Genomic DNA, 25,412 nt, shown 5'->3' on the forward strand with positions numbered 1-25,412 from the left:
AGACGGTTATATAAATTGTCGTATTTCAAATTCCTTTCAAAATCAGGGGCAATATTTGCAGCGAGAGATTGTCTAACTAATAAACAGAAAGAACGATGAAAAAGACATTTTTGACCCTGTTCCTTATGACGACGATGTTTGGAGCGGCGTATGCCGACGGCCGCGAAAAGCCCACGAGCGTGGACAAGCTCCCGCAGGCGGCGCAGGAGTTCCTCTCCGCGCATTTCAAGGATCTCACGGTGGCATATGCCGTCGAGGAGCAGAAATACACGGGCAAAGAGTACGAGGTGGTCTACACCGACCGTACGGAGGTCGAATTCCGCAGCGACGGGCAGTGGGAAAGCGTCGGGCGCAAATACAGCCCTGTTCCTGCATCCATCGTCCCGCAGCCTATCCAAACCTTCGTTTCCGGAAGCAACTATCCCGGGCAGTTCATCCGTCAGATCGACCGCAACGCCTACACGTGGGAGGTGGAGTTGTCGAACGGTTTGGAGATCAAATTCGACAATCAATTCAACGTTATAGACATCGACGATTGAGCATCGAATACACGAATCGAGTCATCGTGATAGCGGCCTTCGGCAGCGGTGTCGTCGGTCATGGGCTGCGATGGACGAAGACGGTAGGATGTATTCCGCACTGAGTACAACCGCTGAATGAAAAATCCGTTTTAGATTCGTTGATGAGGGCCGCCGGGAGAGTTTTCGGATTCTTCCGGCGTTTTTTTGATTTTGCAGACCGGAATACGGTCTGTCCTATGGAAAACGACTTCTCATATTGCTTGTTCGGGTTTGCATTTGCAATTCGTGGGTTCAAGGCCCCTTGTAAGGAACGCACCGAAAGGCGGCGCATCGAGCGCTACGACCTCGGGTATCGGGAAAACGCTGTCTTTCTGACAATAGACAGTGCGGTCGCATCATGCAATCAGCGGATGTACTCCGGCATGTAAAAATCCATCCCGGCTGAGAGAACCGCAGCCGGGATGAGTCTGTCAGGTAATCTGCCGGAGGTTTCTATCAGTCAGAATCCTACCGGTAGTGTCGCCGGAAACCGGCGGTGGCGTACCGTAATCGACTAAAAGACGAAACCGAGTTTTTGCCATTCGGCCTTGCTAAGAAACAGGCTGCCCGCTTCGGAATTGGAGCGACGGAATGAATCTTTCGAACTCAGGGGCCGTCTCCCCGTTAAAAGACAGGTTACAGCTCCTTTTTTCTCGAAGACCGTCTTTTTTTCTTCAACCACAAATAATATCCGCTCAGAGGCAGTATTCCGCCGATGAAGGCCGCCAGAAAGTAGAGCGCCTTGGTCGTCATGCCGCCCCAGGAGCCGGTGTGGAAGGCATAGAACCATCCCTTCATTTTCTGTGCTCTGGGAATATCGTCGTAAGCCGTTACAGACGTGATCTCCCCCGTTCGAGCGTCGAATGCCGCCGTATCGCTGCTGCGCATGTTGCCGGGCTTGTTTACCTGTGCCTTCCCTGCCGTCAGCGAGATGGAGGCGTACGAGGAATAACGGACTTGCAGTTCGGATACCACGGCGTCCCATACCGCATAATCGAACTCCGGCTTTTTATCCTGTTTCTCCTTGCCCCGCTGTTGCGGAGCGGACATGGCGGGACGGGCCGTCGACACCCCGAACAGACCGTAAGCCGCCGTGCGATACCATTGGAACGACCAGGTAAGTCCGGTCAGGGCCATGACCAGCAGAAACAGGGTGGCATATATGCCCAGCGAAACATGGCTGTCGTACCAGAAGCGCCGCCATCCCTTCGTACACGACACGAGCAGGCGGTTCTTCAATGCCTTGCGGGTACGCGGAACCCATATCGCGACGCCGGAGACGAGGATGACAACCATTACGAGGGTAGTGACACCCACGATAACCTTGCCGGCTGACTTCGCCCCTTTATAGGCAGGCGGGTCCATCAGCCACCGGTGCAGTTTGCGCATGGTCTGGAAGAAAGGGTAGCTCTTGGTCCACCCGTTCACCTCTCCGGTATAGGGGTTCACGCTCAGCGAACGCTTTCCCGTACCCTTGAATGTCGCCATGCAGACGCCATCCCGTTCGCCGGGCAGTTGCAGGGAGAGCAGTTCCAGCGAATCCGGAACCTGCCGGCGGATAGCGGCGACCAGTTCGGACGGCGGCAGCGGAGCGTTCCCTTCCGTGTACGTGACCTTGTAAAGTTCGGGATCGAGGCTTTCCGTTATGTCCCGCTCGAAAACGAGGGCTGCCCCCGTGAGGCAGATAACCGTGATTATCAACCCGACGGGGACAGAGAGCCAGAGATGTATTTTCCGAAATACCTTGTTCATGGTGCACGACGGAGTGTTTATTTCTGCTTCAACAGGCTTACACCTTTGATCGATTCCGTGTCGACTTCCATACCGCGTTTAGCCACCCCGTCTTTGCCGATGGTATAGAGGGCCGGCAGCTGGCTGTCGGTAGTCTCCACTTCGAACGTAATGGTGTTGTTGTCCGTATCCGCGGCGTATGCCAGAGCAATATCGTAGATCAGGTTCGCATCGGGCAGGCCGGTGACCGGAGTATATTGCTCGGTCTTCACGTCGAAGATACCGAAGGCCTTGTGCGATCCTTCCACGAACCCTGCCGTTCCTTTTTCGGTATAGAGTTGCAGGCAGAACTTGTTGCCGCCGATGTAGAAACATTTCCACATGTAGTGTCCGGTCACTTCGGTCAGATTCACATAATAGTCGTCGTCGATAGCCACCGGTTTGCCGTTCTGAATACTGTTGCCGCTGATGCGCAATACGGCCGACGGAACGTCGGGATAATCCTTGCCGGAGTTTTTGGAGCCCTGGCAGAACAGGTAAATCTCGTCGCCCAACACTTCGATGCCGGTCTCCGTGCGCGAACGCAGATTGCCTTTGATCTGTCCGGCCTCCTCGCCGACATGATCCTCACTCTTGCGGACAATCATGTTCTGGTATTTCAGGTATTCCTTGTCCGCGTCGGTGGGGTCGAATTCATATACGCCCAAATAGAGGTTGTTTGCCAAATCCGTACTGTAAGTCGCTTTCGCTTTGGCGCCGCTGGCCCCGTCTTTTACCAGATGCTTGGTACTGTATGAGAGCAGCACATAGTCGCCGAACTCGGCGATGTCGCCCACGCCCCATGTTTCGCCTTCCATCTGGCTCTGCGGTTCCTTGGACATGTCGTCGCAGTCGATTATTCCGTCCACTACGGCTGCGCCGAAGCTGTTCAACTCGATGAACTTCACACGTTCGTAGTGGTCGTAGTCGGTAGCCTGGTCGGACATGCCGATCAGGTAGTTCTTGAAGATACCGCGTGCCTTCACGTCTCCGTCCAGAGCTACGCCGCCTCCGTGCTGGGTCAGCTTTCCGTCCACCAGCTTCCAGGCCATCGTGATGTAGTCCGAAGAAGAACCTCCCTGCGACGGGTAGTTCATGCCGATGAGGATCTCGTTGTTATAATTTACGAAGTCCGGATTGTTCCCGCTGAAAAAGATGCGCCCGTCGGGATTTGCAGGGTCGAGCGTGCCGGTCGTCGGATCGTCGGTCGTCTGCAAGTATGCGCCGTTGTTCTCTCCCGATCCGCTCATTACCACGTACTGCTTATCGGAACTGCCGCTGCCGCCCGTCCCGGTCGAATCGGAGTCATCGTCGCTGCACGCTCCCAGAGCGCATACGCACAAAGCTAAGCTGAAAAATTTGAAATCGGTTCTCATTTGCACTTGTATTTGTTATTTAAGGAAATTATATCCGAATTTGACGGCGAAGGCGCGTCCCGGCTTCTGCATCTTGAAGTTGTCGTACAGGCGGGCGTTGAAGATGTTGGTGCACTCGGCCGAGACCGTGAACTCCGACTTCCTGCCGAAATTGTAGCTCACGAAAAGATCGTGCGAGAACTGGGTAGGCACATCCAGTTCGGGGTTGTTGTAGGTGTTCCATTCGTAGCTGAACTGCCGTATGTAATTCATCATGTAATGAATATCCAGCGTGGCTCCTTTCAGGAAAACATCGCGCAGCGTGATTCCGGCCTCTGCGTTGCCGTACATATAGGGAATGGCCGGAATACGTTCCTTGTAGTTTTTACTCTCCCGCTGCGTGCCCGTCACGTATCTGGTCATGCTCCGCATGTCGATATAGCTGAAATTTCCGCCGATGAAGAAAAGATCGGCGAACGCATAGCGGATGCCGAAATCTCCGCCGAGGTTGCGGACTCCGCCGTCATTCTTCGAAGAGGCGCGTCCGTTGTCGTTGTTCGTGGTTCGCCGGATATAGTCGTCTATCTCGCGGTACTGGAAGGCCGCGTCTATCGTCAGGCGATGGTTGCCCGCGTCTATCGGGCTGGCTGTAACGCCGACGTTGATATTGTTGCTCGTTTCCGGCTTCAGGCTCGAATTTCCCCGTTCGATGTCGTCTCCCGTACCGAACAGTTCGCGGCTGGTGGGCAGGCGGAGCGCATACTCATACGAAAGCCTCAGCTGCACGTGCTGCCCCCAGAAGTAGGTGCTGGCCAAACCTCCGCCCCAATATGAGGAGGTGTTGCTGAAATCCCGATAGTCGCTTCCGCCGTCCGGATCGAGATAGGCTTCCAGATGGTTCAGGTAATTCTTCACGAAAACGGAGGTGTTCCATTTGCCCTTGTAATCGTATTTGTAACTCAGCCCCGTAACCGCTTTCATGCTCTGCTGGGGATGCTCGTATTCGGGCGTGGGCTGGGTTTCGTCCTTGCCCGAACGGGAGAAAGAGGTGAAGGTGGTACTCAAAGATACGGAATGGCCGTCCGCGGGGAAAAGGGCCATACGGAAGTTGGCTGCGCCGTTGTTGTCGCGATAACGGTATTTGGTATAGGCCAGCTCTCCCGGAGCGCTCTTGGGTTTACTCTTTTCTCCCAGCCAGTTGTAGTTGCAACGGGCCGTGTCGGCCGCGTAGGACTGACCGAAATTATAATTTCCGTTCAACGACACGTGCAGCCCCTTCAACACCTTGAACTTCTTTTCGTAAGTCAGCTGCGGCATCAGCGTGTTGGCCGTGGTGTAGCGCGCTCCGTACACCCAGTTCATGTTGGAGGCGTTCTGGGTCTGCTTGTACTCGTAGCCTCCGGTGAAACCGAAAAGCAGGCGGTCCGCCCACGGTTTGTCGACGACGCCGACTTTCAGAATTGCGGCCTCGTTGTGGTATTTGGCATGGAACCGGCGGACTACGAGATCCTCGTAGACTACGCTGTTGCCGGTTTCGCCGAACTTGGTGTAGTGGTCGATATTGACTTTGTAATCGTTGTCCGAGTAGTTCTGGTAGGCATTCAGCGAGACATAGAGACCCTTCTTCGAGGTATGTTCCGCATAAACGTTGGTCTTGTGGGTGTTGAACGAACCGAACGAATAGGAAGCGCTGACCCGGGTGCGCCGGCTGTTGTCCGTGACGATATTGATGGCTCCGCCGAGCGCGTCGCCGCCCAGTTCGATAGGCACGACGCCCTTGTATACCTCCACACGCTTGGCCAAACCGGCCGGAATGTTGTTCAGCCCGAAAGCCGAACTCATGCCGTCCATCGGCACTCCGTCGATGAAGATTTTCACGTGGCGTCCGGAAAAGCCGTTCAGGGTGACGTTGGCTTCGGAACCCACGCCTCCCGTGGAGCGGATTTTCACCCCGCTGATCTTGTCGATGACATTGGACAGATCCATCGTCGTGTTTTTCAGCTTGGCCGTTTCCACCAGCGATACGTTATAGGCCAGCCGCTGCACTCTTTCCGCCGGACTCAGCCCCTTTACCACCACCTCGTCCATGGTATGGGATTCCTCCTGCATCTCGAAGTCGAGATAATCGCGGCTTTCATCGGGGACATATACTTTCTGGACCGGCTTATATCCCAGGAAGGTAACGGAGACCCGAATTTTGGAATACGTTTCTTTCAGGCGGAGCTCAAACTCTCCTTTCGCATCGGTGGAACCTCCTGCTATGTAGGCGTCGTCCCCGAAAGAGCGTATCTCCACGGCTGCACGATTCAGCGGTTCGCGAGTGGTGTCGTCGACCACTTTTCCTCTGATAATCTGGGCATTTGCATTCACGCAGCATATTAGACACAGTATGGTGGAAATAGGCGCTGTTTTGATTTTACCCATCTTTCGTTTTAATATTAAAAAATACGCCGCAAAATTAGGATGACGACGAAATATCGTCAATCGCTTTTTTTAGGTATATCATTACCATATCTCGTCTTGAAGCATAGCTTTTCCCGATGATTTTCTCTTTTTTCTGAATAAAGTATGTTCTGTGTGACTCCTCTTTCACCTCGGATTAAGAGGCCGTTTCGGGAAAGAGCGTCTCTGTCTTTCCCTGAAAAAGTCGATGCTTTCGAACCCGGCCTGAAAAGTTCCGGTGAGGAAAAGCAAGGAGAGGGCAATGAACGAGGACGAGACCCGCTCACGGGTGAAGTTTCATGGTGACGCAAAAGACGGGAAAGGAGCCATCGGAAGAGCACGAGCCTATGCCGGGATGCTCGGAGACGTACCTCGGAGAAGTCCGCGACGCATTTATTGACCGGCTTTGCGGCGTTCCGCTACTTCTCCATTGCCGGAGGGCGTACTCTCGCGCTGGTGAACGAGCCGGAGATGGAAGGCGAACGGCAGGCGCCGGCCGCCGGCGACATACGGTTCGAGCATGTGTCGTTCGCCTATCAGGACAAGAAGGCGCTGCAAGATGTTTCCATCGTGTTCCCGAGGAATACGCTGACGGCCCTCTTCGGTGCTTCGGGAGTGGAAACCGTTTTATATGAATGAATTGAGGCCGATACGGGGCGGCTCTCCTCGATCGGATTCAACGGTAGTCTTGCATCAGCAGGTCGATAGCCCAAAGGATGAAAAATGCCGGCAAATAATCCCTGAACGACTCTTTCAATGTGTCCAATGCTTTTTTAAGTTCGTATTTTACTCTGCGTTCGGAAATATGGAACCGTGCTGCAATTTCCTTATGACTCAGTTCTTCGGTGCGACTGGCGATGAAAATATCCCGCATCAGGGCAGGCATCGCTTCCAGCTGCCTGCGCAAGATTTCGACGACTTCTTCCGCGTGTAGATTTTCGGTCGTATTGTTTTCCAGACTGGCGAGATGATACGCCAGCATACGAGCGTTGGTATCCCGAAGGTTTTTGTGAGCCCGGGTTTGTATCTGACGGGAGCGCAGGTGTTCCAGACACTGTTTTTTGATCGTTCCTACGACGTATCTCCGGGGATCGGTATTTTCGGGAAGCGTATTCCTGCGGAGCCACCAGGAGACGAAAGAATCCGTGACGATATCTTCGGCTACGGCAGTATCTTCTACATATGACCGGGCAATGGCGATGAAATTACTCCGGTATCTGACGTAGAGCCTGTTGAATATTTCCGTATCGGGATTCATTTTTCGGGGATACTGCGTCGCGAGTTTGTTGGGTCAAAGTTATAATATTTTTCTTAATGGTAGCACCCCCCCCCTGTATTTGGGATTTTTTTCGTAATATTCAGATTACCAACCGGCAAATATTATGAAAATATTTTATGAATTTTATAAAAATATTTATTTGCGGAAAACGGCCGATTTTTTTGTCTTTACCCCCCCCCTTGTGCAATATACTATTTAGAAGACCGGCAGAACGATAATTTTCCGGTGGTGAAACGAAACGTGAAATTGAAAAAATGGAATCTACGGACATATTGAAATATCTCGAAGGCAGAAGTTCGGAGGCGGAAAAGCGGAAACTTGTGAAGTGGTTGGATGCCTCCCCCGACCATGTGAAAGAATTCGAGGAGATCCGGTTCGTCTTTGAAATGACGAAGATATACGATTCGGAGTGCAGGGAATTCTTAGCAGAGCGGAGCGATAAGCCCATGAAGGTGCGGCTTGGGGGACGGCTCCCGCGGATCGTACGGCGTCTGGGTGGAGTGGCGGCAGCGGTCGTGCTGTTCTTCGGTGCAGGCTATCTGACATATCTGCATACGGTCAATAGCTTTTCCTCGCAGTATACGTCTCTGGACGTTCCGGCGGGACAACGGGTGGATATCACGTTGGCGGACGGTTCGCGGGTTTGGCTCAACTCGGGTGCCCGTCTCGAATATCCGGTCGTTTTCGGGCGTCATGAGCGTATGGTGAAACTCACGGGAGAGGCGATGTTCGAAGTGGAACACGACGAGGATCATCCGTTTATCGTCCGGACTTTCGCTTCCGATGTGGAGGTTCTGGGTACCCGTTTCAATGTCGTCGCGGATGAGAAATCGAGACGCTTTTCGACGATTTTGTTGAACGGATCCCTTCGCCTGACCGAGCGGACGACCCGGGCCGGTGCCGTGTTGAACTCCGGAGACGAAGCACATTGGTTGAACGGGCGTTTTTCCGTCAGCAAAGTCCGCGATTTCGACGCTGTTTGTTGGACGGAGGGATTGATCAGCGTTCGCGGTCAGTCGTTCGAGGAACTGATGCGGAAGTTTGAAACTGCGTATAATGTGCGTATTGAAATTGCCCGTCAGACAATGCCGGTCATTGGCTTTGCGAGCGGAAAGATCCGGATATCAGACGGCATCGACCATGCATTGCGCGTGTTGCAGCATACTTCGGATTTCACCTTCACGCACGATCCGAAGAAAAACGTTGTTACGATCCATTGAAACCCTTTTGTATAACCAGCCTAAAACCGTTTGTCGCCTATGACCTGATCTTCGTTTATTATCGGTAGGGAGCTTTGAAATTTGAAAATAAAAACGCCTGCGGGTTGGCAGACCCGCAGGCCGGTAATCGGCTCCGCCATTGAAAGACTACAAAACCTATTACCCAATCTTTCTACAAATGTATGAATAAAAAACAAGTTTTTCGTAAAATCGAGGGACTAATCGGACGGGTGGTGTTATGTGTTTGTCTGAGCGTGTGTACGTTGGCAGCCAGAGCTCAGGATAACTTGCTGACCGTCAATCTGGACAAGGTTCCTCTTTCCGAAGCTATTGCTGCCATAGAAGGACAGTCCCGTTATCTTTTCATGTTAGGCGAGGGCATCGATGCCTCTGCGGAATTCATTTCCGTTCATGCCGAGAAGCAACCGCTCCGCGAGGTTCTCGATCAGTTGATACGGGGATCGCGGCTCGCATATAGTATCGAGGGGCAGAATATCCTGTTGTCTTTGACCGGAACCGACACTGACAAACCCTTTACGGTCCGCGGCCGGGTATCGGATCGTACCGGTGCTCCGGTGATCGGGGCGGCGGTTCTTGTGAAGGGCACGACGATCGGTACGAGCACGGGACTCGATGGTTCTTACACCTTGGAGATTCCTGCACCTGCCGCGACGGCCGTGCTGACTGTCAATTTCCTGGGTTATGCTCCGATGGAGATTCTCGTCGGTCAGCGTTCGCAGATCGACTTCGCCTTGCGCGAAGAGGCCCAGACCGTCGATGCCGTCGTGGTAACGGCTCTGGGTATCAAACGTTCGGAGAAGGCGCTGTCGTACAACGTGCAGCAGGTGAATTCCGAAGATATCGTCGGCAACAAAGACGCCAATTTCATCAACTCGCTGAACGGCAAGGTTGCCGGCGTGAACATAAACGCCTCGTCGTCGGGTGTGGGCGGCGCTTCGAAAGTGGTGATGCGCGGCAGCAAGGCCATCAGCCAGTCGTCGAATGCACTCTACGTGATCGACGGTATCCCGATGTTCAATCTGGGCAGCGAGGGCGGTACGGAGTTCGACTCGCGGGGTACGACGGAAGCTATCGCGGACATCAATCCCGAAGACATCGAATCGATTTCGGTGCTGACGGGAGCCGCCGCAGCGGCCCTTTACGGCAACAATGCCGCCAACGGAGCCATCGTCATCACCACGAAGAAGGGCAAGGCCGGAGCGCTGAGCGTCACCGTATCGCAGAACACGGAATTTCTGCGTCCGTTCCGTATGCCCGAATTCCAGAGCCGTTACGGCACGGGCAGCCTCGCTTCGTCCGCCTCGTCGGTAGACAAGAGCTGGGGAGCCCGTCTGAACGCCGCTACGATCGGAGGGTATGACCCGGCCGACGATTTCCTGCAAACGGGCGTTGTGACGACCGAGACCGTAGCTCTCTCGACAGGCACGGAGAAAAACCAGACCTATGTCTCGGCTTCGGCGGTCAATTCGAAGGGGATGGTTCCCAATAACGACTACGACCGTTACAATTTCACGTTCCGTAATACTACGTCGTTCCTGAAAGACCGTATGACGCTCGACGTGGGAGCCAGCTACATCAAGCAGAGCGACATGAACATGGTGAACCAGGGAACCTATTCGAATCCGCTGGTGACGGCTTACCTTTTCCCGCGCGGGAACGACTGGGAGGATATTCGGATGTACGAACGCTGGGACTCCGACCGGAAGCTCGCCACGCAATACTGGCCCGAAAAGATGTTCTCGGCACTGACCGGACAGAATCCCTACTGGATCGCCTATCGCAACCTGCGCGAGAATAAGAAAGACCGCTACATGCTGAATGCGAATCTGAATTACCGGATTCTCGACTGGCTGTCGGTGTCGGGACGCGTGCGGATCGACAACTCCAACAACGAATACACCAAGAAACTCTATGCGACGTCGAACACCACGCTGACGAACGAGGGTTCCGACGCATTGTCGAAAGGTTCCTTCATGCTGGAGCGTACGATCGACAAGCAGACCTATGCCGATATTTTGGTGAACATCAACAAGACGTTCGGGGAGAACTGGTCGCTGAATGCCAATATCGGGGCCTCCTATTCGGACATGCAGCAGAGTATTTTCAGCAACGAAGGGCCGATCATGTCCACGGGAATCGCCAATGTATTCAACGTAATGCAGCTGGACAATACGAAGACCAAGCGTATCCAGTCGGGGTACCGTGACCAGACGCAGTCGTTGTTCGCGTCGGTCGAGGCCGGTTTCAAGAACACCTATTTCCTTACCCTCACCGGCCGCGGAGACTGGCCTTCGCAGCTTGCAGGGCCCTATTCCGCCAAGACGGCGTTCTTCTATCCGTCGGTAGGCGCTTCTGTCGTGCTTTCCGAGGCGCTTCCGATGCCGAAATGGATCTCCTATCTGAAAGTACGCGGTTCGTTCGCTTCGGTGGGTCTTCCCATTCCGCGGTTCCTCGCGCAACAGACTTACGAGTGGGACAACGCGAACCAGCAATGGGCTTCCAAAACCCATTATCCGATGGGCGAGCTGAAACCCGAGCGCACCGATTCGTGGGAAGTGGGACTGACGGCGCGTTTCCTCCGCCATTTCAACGTAGACCTGAGCCTTTATACGGCCAAGACCTACAACCAGACTTTCGACCCCGGCATTTCGCCGTCGTCGGGTTATTCCACGATGTACATTCAGACGGGATCGGTACGCAACAAAGGTATCGAACTTTCGGCGGGCTATTCGAACGAATGGGGTAAATTCGGCTGGTCGTCGAACTTCACGTTCAGCGCCAACCGCAATGAAATCATGGAGCTGATGGAGGGTTATGTGATTCCCGTCATCAACGAACCGATGACGCTCGACCGTCTCGACATCGGCGGGCTGGGTTACGCACGGTTCCTGCTGAAAAAGGGCGGCAGCCTGGGCGATCTGTACTCCACGGCCGATCTGCGGCGCGACAGCCGGGGCAACATCTATGTCGATGCCGACGGCAAGGTGGTCGGCAACACGACGAATGTAAAGGATATCAAACTCGGCTCGGTATTCCCGAAGGCGAATCTGGCCTGGCGCAACGACTTCAACTACGGCAACTTCAATTTCGGTTTCATGCTCTCGGCCCGTCTGGGCGGCATCGTCTATTCGGCGACCCAGGCCTATATGGATTATTACGGGGTGTCGGAAGCTACGGCCGCCGCGCGCGATTTCGGAGGAGTCGTCGTCAACGGCGATCTGATCGATGCGGAGAACTGGTATTCGGTGGTCGCCGGACAGGGGGGCCTTCCCCAATATTACACCTATTCGGCGACGAACTTCCGCTTGCAGGAGGTGTCGATCGGATATACCATTCCGAAGGCGAAGCTCTGGAACATCGCCGATGTCACGGTTTCGCTGGTAGGCCGCAACCTGTGGATGATCTACTGCGAGGCGCCGTTCGATCCCGAAGCCGTGGCCACCACGGGCAATTATTACCAGGGAATCGACAACTTCATGATGCCGGGCACGCGAAACCTGGGTTTCAATGTCAGACTTAAATTCTAACGAAGATCATGAAAACGACATACAACAAGATATGCTTCGGCATCTGCCTCCTGGGCGGAGCTTTGGCGGGTTCGTGTACCGGAGACTACATGGACTACAACCGCAACTGGGCGGAGGTTTCTCCGGAGGAGACGGAGCGCGACGAATACCTCGTCAGCTCGCTGCTCGGCGGTATGCAGAGCAATGTGATTCCCGTCGAGGAGCATCTGAATCAGTTCACCGAGTGCCTGATGGGCGGTGTGTGGGGCGGCTATTTCGCCGACTCGCAGGTGTGGGCCAACTCGTTCTCCTATTTTAATCCTTCGCAGGACTGGCTGGGTAAAATGTATCTGGAAATCATTCCCAACGTCTATTCCAACTGGCTCAGCTTGCAGGCTGCAACGAAAGACGAAACGATCCTTGCCGTAGGGCAGATCGTCAAGGCTGCGGCTTTCCAGCGCGTGACCGACACCTACGGGCCGATCCCTTACAGCCGGATCGGTTCGGACGGGAAGGTTACGGCTCCGCTGGATACCCAGCGGGAGGTCTACGAAAAGATTTTCGAAGAGCTGGATGCTGCGGTTGCCACGCTGACGGAACATCGCACCTCGTCGATCTCGGCGGCTGCCGACAAGGTCTACTCCGGAGATATCGAAAAATGGATCAAGTTCGCCAATTCGCTCAAACTGCGGATGGCCATGCGGCTGGTCTATGCGGCTCCTGCGACGGCCGAGCAACGAGCCAAAGAGGCCGTGGATACAACGGACGGAAAACTGGGTGTAATGACTTCGAACGACGACAACGCTCAGCTTTCGGGAATCAACGTCAATCCGTTTTACAAGGTGGCCTACGAATACAACGGAGGCGAAACGCGTATTTCGGCCGATCTGCTCAATTACATGAAGAGCTGGAACGATCCCCGGATCAGCGCTTATGCCAAAAAGTCCACGTTCACCGATGCGGTCAATGACTATTGGGGGCTGCGCATCGGCAACGAATATCCCATCACCAGCGGACAGGCTTATTCGAATCTGAATATCGGTCAAAGCGATCCGCTGTTGTGGATGAACGTTTCGGAGGTGATGTTCCTGCGGGCCGAAGCGTCGCTTTACGGCTGGGATACGGGCGATACGGCCGAGAACTTCTATCGTCGCGGAGTCGAACTTTCGTTCGCGAAGTGGAATGCCGGAGATGCCGCCTCCTACCTCTCTTCGCAGAACAGGGTCGGCGCCTACAACGACCCCAAGGGGCAATACGCATTCGTGCCCGATACGAAGTGCGTGCCCGCATGGAACTCTCTGGATCCCGAGTTGCAGCTCGAGCAGATCATCACGCAGAAATGGATCGCCAACTTCCCGTTGGGACACGAAGCCTGGGCCGAGTTCCGCCGCACGGGTTATCCGAAGTTGGCGGCTGCGCCCGTGAATCGGAGCGGAGGCGATGTCGCCGACGGGAAATTCGCCCGTCGTCTGATCTATCCTTCGGACGAGTACAAAACCAACGGAGTGAATCTGAACAGGGCTGTCGGCAAAGACCTTTCCAATGGTGGCGACAGGCTTTCCACGCATGTCTGGTGGGACTGCAATCCGAAATTGGTTAACGAATAAATCTTTTGAGAACGATGAAAAGAAAAATCGAAATAGCTGTTGCTCTGCTGTTGGCGACGACATTCGGCCTTCCCTCCTGCGAGGACTGGACCGATGTGGACAACCTCTCGGTGGAGTATGAGAATGTCGAGCAGCAGAACCCCGAACTCTATTCCCGGTATCTCGCTTCGTTGCGCGAATACCGCAAGACCGATCATACGCTGGTTTACGCATGGTACGACAACAGCGTGAAAGTGCCGGTGTCGCGGGCCCATTATTTGCGCGACGTCCCCGACAGCATCGACGTCGTGGGGCTGATCCATCCCGACAGCCTGACGCAAAGCGAGATCGAGCAGATGAATTATCTGCGGGAGCAGAAGGGGATGAAGATCGTCTATACGATTGATTTCGACGGGATGAAAACCGACTATACGAATATCGTGGAGCCCGCAGACCCCGACCGGGATTTCCGGTCGTACCTCACCGATACGCTCTCCTATACATTGTCTTTGCTGAAAAAGTATCCCTATGACGGCATTTGCATCGGTTATACGGGGAAATCCACCGTGCTGATGGACGATGCCGAGAAAAAGGAGTACATGGAAAACGAGAACTGTTTTATCGGCATTCTCGAAGACTGGTGCTCGCGTAACGAAGGGGTGGAGTTGACTTTCTTCGGGCAGCCTGACAATCTGTTGGACAAAGACATTCTGGATCGGTGCCCGACCATTCTGCTTGACGGCCGGACCGCTACGGCGACCAATGAACTGACGACGCTGATGACCCGGAACTGGATCGCCGGTTATGCAGGTCGTTATGGCATGGTCGTAGCCGGTACGCCGCTCTCGGGAACGAACAAATACGCCGCGTTCTCCGACGGTACGCCGGCGACGGACGCCGTGGCAGCCTGGGCCTGCACGCCCCAGCAGGGAGCGAGGATTCGTGCCGTAGGGGTCTATGATTTCTCGGGGGATTATTTCAATGCCGACAATACCTACAAGAACATGCGTAACATGATTTCGACGCTCAACCCGTCGATCAAATAAAAAGACCTATTGAACATGAAACGTCATATCGGATTTTTGTCCGTATTGCTGGTCGGATCGGGAGCGCTTGTCTCCTGCCAGGACGATACGGAGCATTTCGACAACAAGATTTACAATACGGCCGAACAAACCTCTACGGTCTTCGTCGAGGAGGAAGCCGACAGCTATGTGCGCACGTTGCAGGCGCAGCTCGCGATGCCTGCCGATTCGGACATTTCGTTCGCCTATGTCGCCGATCCGGAGCAGGTCGAGTGGTATAATACGGCCTATTCGGATTCCGCCGGGATGCTTCCTGCGGATTATTACGAGATTCCCGATCCGGAGGCCGTGATTCCTGCGGGAGAAACGGCTTCGAGCGAGGTGGAGATCCGGTTCAGGAACCTGCTGTCGCTCGACAAAACGCAGGTTTATGTGCTTCCGGTTTCGATCGACGGCGCCGATGTCGCGACGCTGGCCAGCCGTCGTACCGTTTATTTCGTGGTGAAGGAAGCATCGCTCGTCAATGTCGTTGCCAACCTGCGGGAGAATGCGGTAAGTGTCGAATGGCGGAATCCGGATCCGCTCCGGAATCTTCGCAGCCTCACGGCCGAAGCGCTTGTCAAGGTAGACGAATTCGCCGACGGACGCGGATCGAACATTTCGACCTTGATGGGCGTCGAAGGCCATTTCCTGCTGCGGTTCGGCGATACGGCTCCGAACAATCAGTTGCAGGTCGTGGGACGGCCTGCGGGAACGACCGTCGACGAAAAACTGACCTCTTCGGATTGGACGGTGAAGACCGGACGCTGGACGCATATTGCCGTTACCTACGATAGCGATACCCATGAGGTGAACGTCTATATCGACGGAGTGAAAAAGACGCCGCAGACATTCGCACGGTTTGCGGACCCTGTGGATTGGGGACGCTACTATGCCACCGAGACCGAAACGCAGCGCAGTTTCTGGATCGGCTACTCTTACGAAGATGCGCGTTATCTCGACGGCGATATTTCGGAGGTGCGCGTCTGGAATAAGGTGCTCGCTGAGGAGGATATCAACGGGAAAAATCATTTCTACAAGCTCTATGATCCGGAATTGAACGGCAATCTGGTAGCCTACTGGAAGTTCAACGAAGGCGGCGGCGCAACCGTCGGGGATTATTCGCAGTACGGTAACGATGCCGCGGCTACGAAGGTGCTGACATGGAACGCTGTGGAACTCCCGGCCAAATAACGTGTTTCACCCTGAAAAATCGAAATTTATATGAAGACATACGAATTTTTGAAACGGAATGCTCTCCTCCTGTTGCTGGCGGCGGCCGCGGGGTTCTCCGGCGGTTGTAACCAAACGGAGATCGATATGTTCCCGGCCGATGAGAGCGGCATCGTGTCCACCGATACTCAGATGGGGTATCTGACCGATGAGAATGCGCAGCGTGAATTCGTGACGGTAGAAGTCCGAGAGCGGGGCGGCGGGAGTGTGGCGCTTTACCTCCGTGCCACGAAAAAGTCAGGGACGGCGAGCGAGGTGTCGCTGGTCTATGCGCCCGAAGTGCTCGAGGCTTACAACGAGCAGACGGGCAACTCGTTCGAGGCGCTGCCCGAAACGGCTGTCGGGTTTTCGTCCGGCAAGTTTTCTCTGGCGGCCGGTTCCCAGCAATCCGGCGAGCTGACTTTGAACTATGCCCTCACGACGGAGCAGGCCGTAGGAGCCACCTATGTGATTCCGGTGCGTGCCGAGGTCGTTTCGGGTGAACTGAAAATGAAATCCGAAGATGCGGAGTATCTCATTTTCCTCAATGTGGTTGAAAATCCCGGAGACTGCGATAAGGGCGAAGATGCGGCCAAGGTTTTCTGTGTGATGGAAACCAACGACGTGAATCCGCTCAATCTGCTCAGTTTTACGTTGGATGATTCCGGCAAATATCTGTTCGATGCTCTTGTCTTATTCTCCGACAACATCATTCTCGACGAAGCGACCGGAACGGTACATGCATTGGTCAACGACAATATCAAATATATCCTGAACAACAGGGAGAAGTATCTTACGCCTTTGCAGGAGCGTGGCATGAAGGTCATTCTGGCCATCACGCCGTATCATACCCATGCCGGAGTGGCCAACCTCAAACCCGCGACGGCCGATGCTTTTGCCAAGGAGTTGAAGATCATCTGCGACACGTATGAACTGGACGGTGTATTCTTCGACGATGAGTATACCGCTCTGGTATCGCCTCCTCCCACGGGGTTCTATGCCGAGAATACGGCCGAGGCCGCTGCGGATCTGATGTTCCGGGTAAAGCGTATGATGCCCGACCGCTGGGTCGTCGCCTATCAGTTGGGTGCGATCTGGGACCTCAGCGGCGAGGGATGCGAATTCGAGGCGGATGATAAGACCTGGCTGCCGGGCGATTATATCGACTATGTGATGGTCGATTACAGTGAAAGTGCCTGGGCATCGCTTGCGCAGTTCCCGGGGCTTCCGGCCAGCCGGTTCGGACTTCACTCTTTTGATTTTAACAGCTATACTCCATTATGGCCGAGCGTGGGGAGATTGGAGCAGGTGCGAGATACCTACAAAACGCTTTTCCTGTATGGATTGAATCCGTACCATCGTTCGGGGTCGTTCGATACGACGCCTGTGGGGAGTAGTGAAAAGATGACCCAAGTGCAGGCGTTGGAGCGAGTGACCAGCACGCTTTACGGAGAGGAGATGCTCTTCGACGGTCATACCTATACGAAAGATTGGTAACAGTAACAGGTCGCAGCCGCAGGAAAAAGTTTTTTTGTGAACCTTTTCCTGTGTGCTGCGGTCGAAAAAAGATCAACGATGAAAAACAACTATTTGACATATGCCGTCCTCTCTCTGGCTCTTATGCTGGGAGTGACTGCTTGCAGCGACGACGATGCGCTGGTAAAACCCGAACCTTCGCCGATTGTCGTTCCCGAATTGCCGGAATTTCCCGAATTGAACGTGGAATCGGAATCGTTCGACTTGAAAAAAGAGACTTCGAAAAGCCTGCAAATCACATCGGGAGCAGGGGAGTATCGGGTCAACGTGCTCGATCCGAGCATTGCCTCCGCGACCGTCGAAGGAGATATGCTGACGGTTACGGGACTTGCCGTAGGCAAGACGGAGGTCGTGGTTTCTGACAAGGGCGGATCTTACGAATCGCTGAAAATAAACGTCTACAATTCGGATGTCGTTACGCTCGACACCGAACATATCGATTTGACGTTGAAGATGGGCGCGCCGGCCACCACGACGTTCCGAATCACGGACGGCAATCCGGCTTATCGTGTGAGCTCCTCGGCTCCCGAAATAGCCACGGCCGAAATCGGCGAAGACGGCGCGACGGTCACGGTGACGGGTCTGAGCGGGGGAGAAGCGACGATTACCGTCACGGATTCCCGCAATCTGACGGCTGCCGTAACCGTGTCCAATACGGTAACGACAAGTCCGTTTACGGATGAGGAATTGGAGGAATTCAAGTCGTTGCCTCTTCACACGTATTTGGTCAATGGCGAAAAGATCAAAGGGCAACTGGACATGGGAGGATACGACGATATTATGTATGGATACTACGTTTATGGGGCTTACTCGGTGAATATGACAACTGATTATTTGTATCTTACGAGTAAAACCAAACCGGGGTATGACATGAATACGTTGGGTAAAAAGCCCGGTTTGAAGTTGGCTTACAGAAAGGATAAACAGGTTTTGGTCGATGAGGTCGAGGCGGAGGTCGAAGTGATTAAAGTCGATGGTTCGACGGTGTGGATGACCTTCTATGTTCAGACCGATATCCTGTATTCCGGCTGCCTGGTGGTCGGGTTGACGGATTGATGCGGCATTGTTCGAGATATTTACCGATGCCCTGAGGTTGTATGAAAATCGCGCAGTGTCGGGAATGATTTTTCCCTCCTGCGCGATTTTTGAATAATATGTTTGACTAACCCCGAACAGGTTCATTTACACCTGTCAACCTGGTAGATATAAATAAAATGAAGACGATACCTCGTAGCCCTTTGCATTGGGTCACGAGCCTGTACTTTGCCATGGGCCTGCCGTTCGTCGTTCTGAACATGGTCTCGGCAGTGCTGTTCAAGGACCTCGGCGTCACGGATGCCCGGATTGCTTTCTGGACGTCGTTGATCATGTGGCCGTGGACGATCAAGTTTCTTTGGAGTCCGTTTTTGGAGTTCTACCGCACGAAGAAATTCTGGGTCGTCGCGACGCAGTTTCTCAGCGGTGTGTTGTTCGGCTTGGCGGCCTTGTCGCTGCACCTGCCGTCGTTCTTCGCCGTTACGGTCGCGTTGTTCGCGGCGGTTGCTTTCAGCGGTGCCACGCACGACATCGCGGCCGACGGGGTCTATATGGCTGAACTCTCGACGGAGGATCAGGCGAAGTATATCGGTTGGCAGGGGGCGTTCTACAACCTTGCCAAACTTGTCGCCACGGGCGGCCTCGTGTGGTTGGCGGGGTGGCTCTACGAGAGCTTCTCGGCGGAGGGTACGGCGACGTTCGGCGCTTACGTGCGTTCGTGGACGGCGGTGCTTGTCATCCTGTGCGCCGCGCTCGTCGCACTGGGGGCCTACCACCTGCGTGCGCTCCCCTCGGGCGGCGGCGCCGCCGAACGCCGCTCGCTTCGGGAGGGCCTTTCGGGCCTGAAAGAGGTTATCGCGGCGTTCTTCACCAAGCGGCATATCTGGTACTACATCGCCTTCATCATCCTGTATCGGCTGGGCGAGGGGTTCGTGATGAAGATCGTGCCGCTGTTCCTCAAAGCCGACGCCTCCGCTGGCGGTCTGGGTCTTACGAACCAGCAGATCGGCCTTTACTACGGTACGTTCGGTGCGGGGGCCTTTTTGCTGGGCTCGATGCTGGCAGGGTACTACATCGCCCGGCAGGGCCTGCGGCGCACGCTGTTCTCGCTTTGCTGCGTCTTCAATCTGCCGTTCGCGGTCTATGCACTTCTGGCATGGTTCCAGCCTTCGAGCATGTGGCTTGTCGGCGGCGGCATCGTGGTGGAGTATTTCGGCTACGGCTTCGGGTTCGTGGGCCTCACGCTCTTCATGATGCAGCAGGTTGCCCCCGGCCGTCACCAGATGGCGCACTACGCCTTCGCCTCGGGGATCATGAACCTCTCGGTGATGCTCACGGGCATGGCCTCGGGTTTCCTGAGCGATATGCTGAGCTATAAATTTTTCTTTGTTGCCGTGATGCTGGCCACTGTTCCGGCCTTCGTAATCACGAAGCTGGTTCCATTTACCTATGACGACAAACCAAACGACAAGTAATATGAATGCACTGAAAATTGCGGGCGAGCCTTTGCCCGATATGCCGTGGGAGGAGCGCCCTGCGGGTTCGAAAGAGGTCTTGTGGCGTTACACGCAGAACCCGATCATCGGCCGCGACGCCCTGTCGACCTCGAACAGTATTTTCAATTCGGCCGTCGTGCCGTTCCAAAAAGGCAGGTACAACTACGCCGGCGTTTTCCGCTGCGACGACACGAACCGCCGCATGCGCCTGCACGTCGGCTTCTCGGCCGACGGCCTGAGGTGGGACATCGACGAGGCCGACTTCCGCCTGACGGGCGCCGACCCCGAGATCGGGGAGTGGGTCTACGGCTACGATCCGCGCGTGGCGAAGATCGGCGACAAGTACTACGTGACGTGGTGCAACGGCTACCACGGCCCGACGATCGGCATCGCGTGGACGGATGATTTCGAGACGTTCCACCAGTTGGAGAACGCCTTTATCCCGTTCAACCGCAACGGGGTGCTGTTCCCGCGCAAGATCAGCGGGAAGTTCGCCATGCTCTCGCGTCCGAGCGACAACGGCCATACGGCGTTCGGCGATATTTTCTACTCCGAATCGCCCGATATGGAGTTCTGGGGCCGCCACCGTCACGTGATGTCGCCCGCGGCGTTCGAAGTCTCGGCGTGGCAGTGCATGAAGATCGGCGCGGGTCCCGTTCCGATCGAAACCTCGGAGGGGTGGTTGCTGTTCTACCACGGGGTGCTTCGTTCGTGCAACGGCTACGTCTACGCCTTCGGCTCGGCGCTACTGGATCTGGACGAGCCGTGGAAGGTCACGGCCCGCAGCGGCCCCTACCTGATCTCGCCGCGCGCGCCGTACGAGTGCATGGGCGACGTGCCGAACGTGACGTTCCCGTGCGCCGCGCTGCACGACCCCGCGACGGGGCGCGTGGCGGTCTACTACGGCTGCGCCGACACGGTGACGGGCCTTGCCTTCGGCTATATTCCGGAGATCGTCGAGTTCACGAAGCGTCATAATATCCTGTGACATGTACAGCCATGACAATCGGGTGGTGATCACCCTCGACGCCGGCGGCACGAACCTCGTGTTCGGAGCCATGCAGGCCAATAAATTCATCGTGGAGCCGATCACGCTCCCGTCTCATGCCGAGGATCTCGACAAGTGCCTCGCGGCGATGGTCGAGGGGTTCAGGGCCGTCATCGGATGCCTTTCGGAGAAACCCGTGGCCATTTCGTTCGCATTCCCCGGTCCGGCCGATTACCCCAACGGCGTCATCGGGGGTTATCTTCCCAACTTCCCGTCGTTCCGCGACGGCGTGGCGCTGGGCCCGTTCCTCGAAGCAACGTTCGGCATTCCGGTCTTCATCAACAACGACGGCGACTTGTTCGCCTACGGCGAGGCGCTGGGCGGAGCCCTGCCTCAGGTCAACGCCCGTCTCGAAGCGCTGAACAGCTCCAAACGCTACAAGAACCTCGTGGGTTACACCTTCGGCACGGGCTTCGGCGTGGGCGTCGTGATCGACAATCGCCTCAACCGCGGCGACAACTCGTGCGTCGAGACCTTCTGCCTGCGGCACAAGAAGATGCCGGAGATCATCGTCGAGGACGGAGTCTCCGTTCGTGCCGTGAAGCGCGTCTACGGCGAACTGTCGGGCGATCCGAATCACGGACTGGAACCCAGGGAGATCTGCGAGATCGCCGACGGCAAGCGCCAGGGGAACGTCGGGGCGGCGCGTCAGGCTTTCGCCGAAATGGGCGAGATCGCCGGCGACGCCATGGCCGCGGCCGTGACGCTCATCGACGGTCTGGTCGTCATCGGCGGAGGCATCACGGCGGCCCGCAAATGGATCATGCCGGGCCTGCTGAGAGAGCTCCGCGCGAAGATGCACACCCTCTCGGGCGACGAGCTGAACCGCGTGCAGATGAAAGTCTACGACCTGGACGACGAGGCGGAGTTCCGTGAGTTCGCCAAAGGCCGCTTGCAGCCGCTGAAGGTTTACGGCACCGACCGCTATGTGGCCTACGACCCGCAGAAGCGCATCGGCGTCACGATTTCGAAACTCGGCGCCAGTCAGGCCGTTTCGGTCGGTGCATACGCTTTTGCTTTAAGTCAATTGGACAGTAATGATAATAGACAATGAGGGCTTTTAAATTTACCCCGCTCCTCAAAAGCATGATCTGGGGCGGGAACAGGATCGCATCCTACAAGGGTATTGCCGTCGACCGGTCCGATATCGGCGAGAGCTGGGAATTGTCGGGTGTGAAAGGCGATGAATCGGTCGTCGCTGAGGGGGAATATGCCGGCATGACCCTGCCGGAACTTATCGGGCAGCTCAAAGGGGAGCTGGTCGGCCATGCCGTCTACGAACGGCATGGTACGGAATTTCCGCTGCTGGTGAAATTCATCGACGCCCGTCAGGATCTTTCGATTCAGGTGCACCCCAACGACGTACTGGCTCGGATGCGGCATGGCAAGAACGGCAAGACGGAGATGTGGTATGTCGTGGCGGCGGATCGGGGGGCGCATCTGAAATCGGGTTTCTCGGAACAACTCACTCCTGCGGAGTATGAACGGAAGGTCGCAGACCATACGCTGACCGATGCCTTGTGCGACTATTCCGTCACTGCGGGCGATCTGTTTTTCCTGCCGGCCGGCCGTGTTCATGCTATCTGCGCCGGAACGTTCGTGGCGGAGATACAGCAGACTTCGGACGTCACGTATCGTATCTACGACTACGGCCGTACGGGGGCGGACGGGAAACCGCGCGAACTGCACACCGAGCTGGCGAAGGACGCTATCGACTACACCGTGCTGCCCGACTATCGTTCCCATTATGTCGCGGCGAAAAACAGGGAGGTGCCGTTGGTATCGTGTCCCTATTTCGTAACTTCGCTTTACGATCTCGATCGGGCATTTGTCCGTGATCTTTCGGAGCTCGACTCCTTCCTGATCGTCATGTGTATTGAAGGAAGCGGGGCGCTCTGCGACGATGAAGGGAACGAGATGCCGATCCGTCAGGGAGAGACGCTGCTCGTTCCGGCTTCGGCCCGGCTCCTGCGGCTCCTGCCCGATGAACATCTCAAACTGCTGACCGGTCATTTATGAATAAGCGAAAAAGAATCATCATCGCGGCGCTTCTGTTTACGGCGGGACTTGCCCGAGCCCAGACTCCTGCCGATAAGGTCGATCCTTTCATCGGCACGACCGACTTCGGCACGACCCACCCCGGGGCCCTGTGCCCGAACGGCATGATGGCGGTGGTTCCGTTCAACGTGATGGGTTCGGACACGAACGTCTACGATAAGGACGCCCGCTGGTGGTCGACGCCTTACGAGTACCATAACGAATTCTTCACGGGTTTCGCCCACGGGGCGCTGAGCGGCGTGGGATGTCCCGAGATGGGATCGCTGCTGACGATGGCGACGAGCGGGCCGCTGACGGTGGATTATCGGGAGTACGGCACGGCCTACCGCGACGAGCGGGCCACGCCGGGCTATTATTCGGTGCGCCTCGACAAGTACGGTATTCTTGCCGAGGCTGCGGCCACGGCGCGCACTTCGGCCGAGCGCTACACGTTTCCCGCCGGCAAGGGGCACATCCTGCTGAATCTGGGCGAGGGCCTCACGAACGAGTCGGGGGCGGCGGTGCGCCGCGTGAGCGCCACGGAGATCGAGGGCATGAAACTGCTGGGGACGTTCTGCTACAACCCGCAGAAGGTGTTTCCGGTGTATTTCGTGCTGCGCGTGACGAAAACCCCGTCGTCGTCGGGCTACTGGAAGAAACAGCGCCCGATGACGGGCGTCGAGGCGGAGTGGACGCCCGACAACGGCAGATACAAGCTCTATACGGAGTACGGCCGCGAACTGGCGGGCGACGACGTGGGCTACTGGTTCACGTTCGACGACCTGCGGGCTGGCGAACAGGTCGAGGTGCGCATGGGCATTTCCTATGTGAGCACGGAGAACGCCCGCCGGAACCTCGACGCCGAACAGCCCGCCGGAACATCGTTCGACGCGATCCGCGGGGCGGCCCGCACGCGGTGGAACGACGACCTTTCGCGCATCCGCGTCGAGGATGGCACGGCGGAGCAGCAGACCGTGTTCTATACGGCGCTGTACCATGCGCTGATCCACCCGAATCTCCTGAGCGATGTCAACGGGGAATACCCGCTGATGGAGCATTCGGGAGAGGTGGGGGTTACCGACGGCGAACGCTATACGGTCTTTTCGCTGTGGGACACCTACCGCAACGTGCACCAGCTGCTGACGCTGGTCTATCCCGAGCGGCAACTGGACATGGTGCGCTCGATGATCGGCATGTACGAGGAGTGGGGGTGGATGCCCAAGTGGGAGCTGTACGGCCGCGAGACCTTCACGATGGAAGGCGACCCGGCCATTCCGGTCATCGTCGACATGTGGATGAAGGGGCTGCGCGACTTCGACGTCGCGACGGCCTACGAGGCGTTCCGCAAGTCGGCCACGACGCCCGGAGCGCAGAACCGGCTGCGGCCGGACATCGACCCCTATGTCGAGCGGGGCTACATTCCGCTGGGTTTCTACGCCAAGGACCTCGCGGGCGATACCTCCGTGTCGCACGCGTTGGAGTACTACGTCGCCGACCATGCGCTGTCGCTGCTGGCCGACTCGCTCGGACACGGAGACGACGCGCGTCTGTTCCGCGACCGTTCGCTGGGGTACAGACACTACTACGACAGGGAGTTCGGGACGCTGCGGCCGATCAACGACGACGGGACGTTCCTCGAACCCTTCGACCCGAAGGCGGGCGAGAACTTCACGGCCGCGCCGGGATTCCACGAAGGGTCGGCCTGGAACTACACCTTCTTCGTGCCGCACGACGTGGAGGGGCTGGCGAAGCTCATGGGAGGCCGGCGGAAGTTCGTCGACAAGCTCCAAATGGTCTTCGACGAGGGGCTGTACGACCCGGCGAACGAACCCGACATCGCCTACGCCTATCTATTCAGCCGCTTTCCGGGCGAGGAGTGGCGCACGCAGCGCGAGGTGCGCCGTCTGCTGGACACCTGCTTTACGACCGCCGCGGACGGTATTCCGGGCAACGACGACACGGGTACGATGTCGGCCTGGGCCGTCTTCTCGATGATGGGATTCTATCCGGACTGCCCGGGCGAGCCGTACTATACGCTGACGGCCCCCGTGTTCGACCGCGTGGAGATCGCGACGGAGCGGGGCCCGCTGGTGATCGAGGCCGAGCGGCCGGCGGACGGCGCCGGTTACATCGGCCGCATGACGCTCGGCGGCAGACCGCTCGGCAAGTACCGCCTCTCGCACGACGAGCTGCTCGGGGGCGGACGACTGAAATTCGAATTGAAAAACGATAAATAACGCTTGAC

The 25,412-nt window shown here is 56.2% G+C and carries 17 protein-coding genes and 1 pseudogene; 14 read left to right on the forward strand and 4 right to left on the reverse strand.

The annotated features are described in order from the left end of the window. The first annotated feature begins 95 nt into the window (after nt 1–95). On the forward strand, nt 96–539 hold the full coding sequence (locus FMF02_RS10300; protein WP_141413078.1) for a PepSY-like domain-containing protein: 444 nt from the start codon (nt 96–98) through the stop codon (nt 537–539). 657 nt (nt 540–1,196) lie between these two features. Here the strand turns inward: FMF02_RS10300 and FMF02_RS10305 are convergent. The 3 genes from FMF02_RS10305 to FMF02_RS10315 are packed head-to-tail and all read right to left on the reverse strand — an operon-like array spanning nt 1,197 to nt 5,980. Then, the gene (locus FMF02_RS10305) at nt 1,197–2,312 is read right to left on the reverse strand and encodes a PepSY-associated TM helix domain-containing protein (protein ID WP_141413079.1); all 1,116 of its coding nucleotides are present in this window, start codon (nt 2,310–2,312) and stop codon (nt 1,197–1,199) included. A gap of 17 nt (nt 2,313–2,329) precedes the next feature. After that, complete coding sequence (locus FMF02_RS10310) at nt 2,330–3,706, reverse strand: DUF4374 domain-containing protein (protein ID WP_141413080.1); 1,377 nt, start codon at nt 3,704–3,706, stop codon at nt 2,330–2,332. 15 nt (nt 3,707–3,721) lie between these two features. Next, nucleotides 3,722–5,980: a TonB-dependent receptor domain-containing protein gene (locus FMF02_RS10315; protein ID WP_244611567.1), complete on the reverse strand. Its 2,259-nt coding sequence runs from the start codon at nt 5,978–5,980 to the stop codon at nt 3,722–3,724. Nucleotides 5,981–6,514: 534 nt separating this feature from the next. Here FMF02_RS10315 and FMF02_RS10320 point away from each other — a divergent pair. Then, nucleotides 6,515–6,742 (forward strand): annotated as a pseudogene (locus FMF02_RS10320) (ABC transporter ATP-binding protein); the annotation flags it as partial. A 61-nt stretch (nt 6,743–6,803) separates the two neighbouring features. Here the strand turns inward: FMF02_RS10320 and FMF02_RS10325 are convergent. After that, on the reverse strand, nt 6,804–7,385 hold the full coding sequence (locus FMF02_RS10325; protein WP_141413082.1) for an RNA polymerase sigma-70 factor: 582 nt from the start codon (nt 7,383–7,385) through the stop codon (nt 6,804–6,806). A 275-nt stretch (nt 7,386–7,660) separates the two neighbouring features. On the opposite strand from FMF02_RS10325, the gene FMF02_RS10330 reads away from it, so the two are divergent. The 12 genes from FMF02_RS10330 (at nt 7,661) to FMF02_RS10385 (ending at nt 25,404) form a co-directional block, all read left to right on the forward strand. Next, a complete protein-coding gene (locus FMF02_RS10330) occupies nt 7,661–8,626 on the forward strand; it encodes a FecR family protein (RefSeq protein ID WP_141413083.1) in 966 nt (321 codons plus the stop codon). Nucleotides 8,627–8,808: 182 nt separating this feature from the next. Then, a complete protein-coding gene (locus FMF02_RS10335) occupies nt 8,809–12,174 on the forward strand; it encodes a SusC/RagA family TonB-linked outer membrane protein (RefSeq protein WP_162852317.1) in 3,366 nt (1,121 codons plus the stop codon). Nucleotides 12,175–12,182: 8 nt separating this feature from the next. Then, nucleotides 12,183–13,760 carry a SusD/RagB family nutrient-binding outer membrane lipoprotein gene (locus FMF02_RS10340; protein WP_141413084.1) on the forward strand — a complete coding sequence of 526 codons (1,578 nt, stop codon included), beginning with the start codon at nt 12,183–12,185 and terminating at the stop codon, nt 13,758–13,760. 14 nt (nt 13,761–13,774) lie between these two features. Continuing rightward, entirely contained in the window at nt 13,775–14,785 is a 1,011-nt protein-coding gene (locus FMF02_RS10345) for a glycoside hydrolase family 18 (RefSeq protein WP_141413085.1), read from the forward strand. 15 nt (nt 14,786–14,800) lie between these two features. Continuing rightward, nucleotides 14,801–15,997 (forward strand): DUF1735 and LamG domain-containing protein, encoded by a 1,197-nt coding sequence (locus tag FMF02_RS10350; protein WP_019129866.1) that lies wholly within the window; start codon nt 14,801–14,803, stop codon nt 15,995–15,997. Nucleotides 15,998–16,027: 30 nt separating this feature from the next. Continuing rightward, nucleotides 16,028–17,512 carry a BT_3987 domain-containing protein gene (locus tag FMF02_RS10355; RefSeq protein ID WP_141413086.1) on the forward strand — a complete coding sequence of 495 codons (1,485 nt, stop codon included), beginning with the start codon at nt 16,028–16,030 and terminating at the stop codon, nt 17,510–17,512. Nucleotides 17,513–17,590: 78 nt separating this feature from the next. Continuing rightward, nucleotides 17,591–18,607 (forward strand): pilus assembly protein N-terminal domain-containing protein, encoded by a 1,017-nt coding sequence (locus FMF02_RS10360; protein ID WP_141413087.1) that lies wholly within the window; start codon nt 17,591–17,593, stop codon nt 18,605–18,607. 158 nt (nt 18,608–18,765) lie between these two features. Further along, complete coding sequence (locus tag FMF02_RS10365) at nt 18,766–20,061, forward strand: MFS transporter (RefSeq protein WP_141413088.1); 1,296 nt, start codon at nt 18,766–18,768, stop codon at nt 20,059–20,061. Between the two features lies 1 nt (nt 20,062). Then, nucleotides 20,063–21,070, forward strand: coding sequence for a glycoside hydrolase family 130 protein (locus FMF02_RS10370; RefSeq protein ID WP_141413089.1), 1,008 nt, complete (start codon nt 20,063–20,065; stop codon nt 21,068–21,070). Nucleotide 21,071: 1 nt separating this feature from the next. Next, on the forward strand, nt 21,072–22,184 hold the full coding sequence (locus FMF02_RS10375) for an ROK family protein (protein WP_141413090.1): 1,113 nt from the start codon (nt 21,072–21,074) through the stop codon (nt 22,182–22,184). Further along, entirely contained in the window at nt 22,181–23,149 is a 969-nt protein-coding gene (locus tag FMF02_RS10380) for a type I phosphomannose isomerase catalytic subunit (RefSeq protein WP_141413091.1), read from the forward strand. Before FMF02_RS10375 ends, FMF02_RS10380 begins: the two co-directional genes overlap by 4 nt. Further along, complete coding sequence (locus FMF02_RS10385) at nt 23,146–25,404, forward strand: GH92 family glycosyl hydrolase (protein WP_141413092.1); 2,259 nt, start codon at nt 23,146–23,148, stop codon at nt 25,402–25,404. The genes FMF02_RS10380 and FMF02_RS10385 overlap by 4 nt, the downstream gene beginning before the upstream one ends. Nucleotides 25,405–25,412: the final 8 nt, after the last annotated feature.

It is taken from the genome of Alistipes communis (genome assembly GCF_006542665.1).
Taxonomy (GTDB): Bacteria; Bacteroidota; Bacteroidia; order Bacteroidales; family Rikenellaceae; genus Alistipes; species Alistipes communis.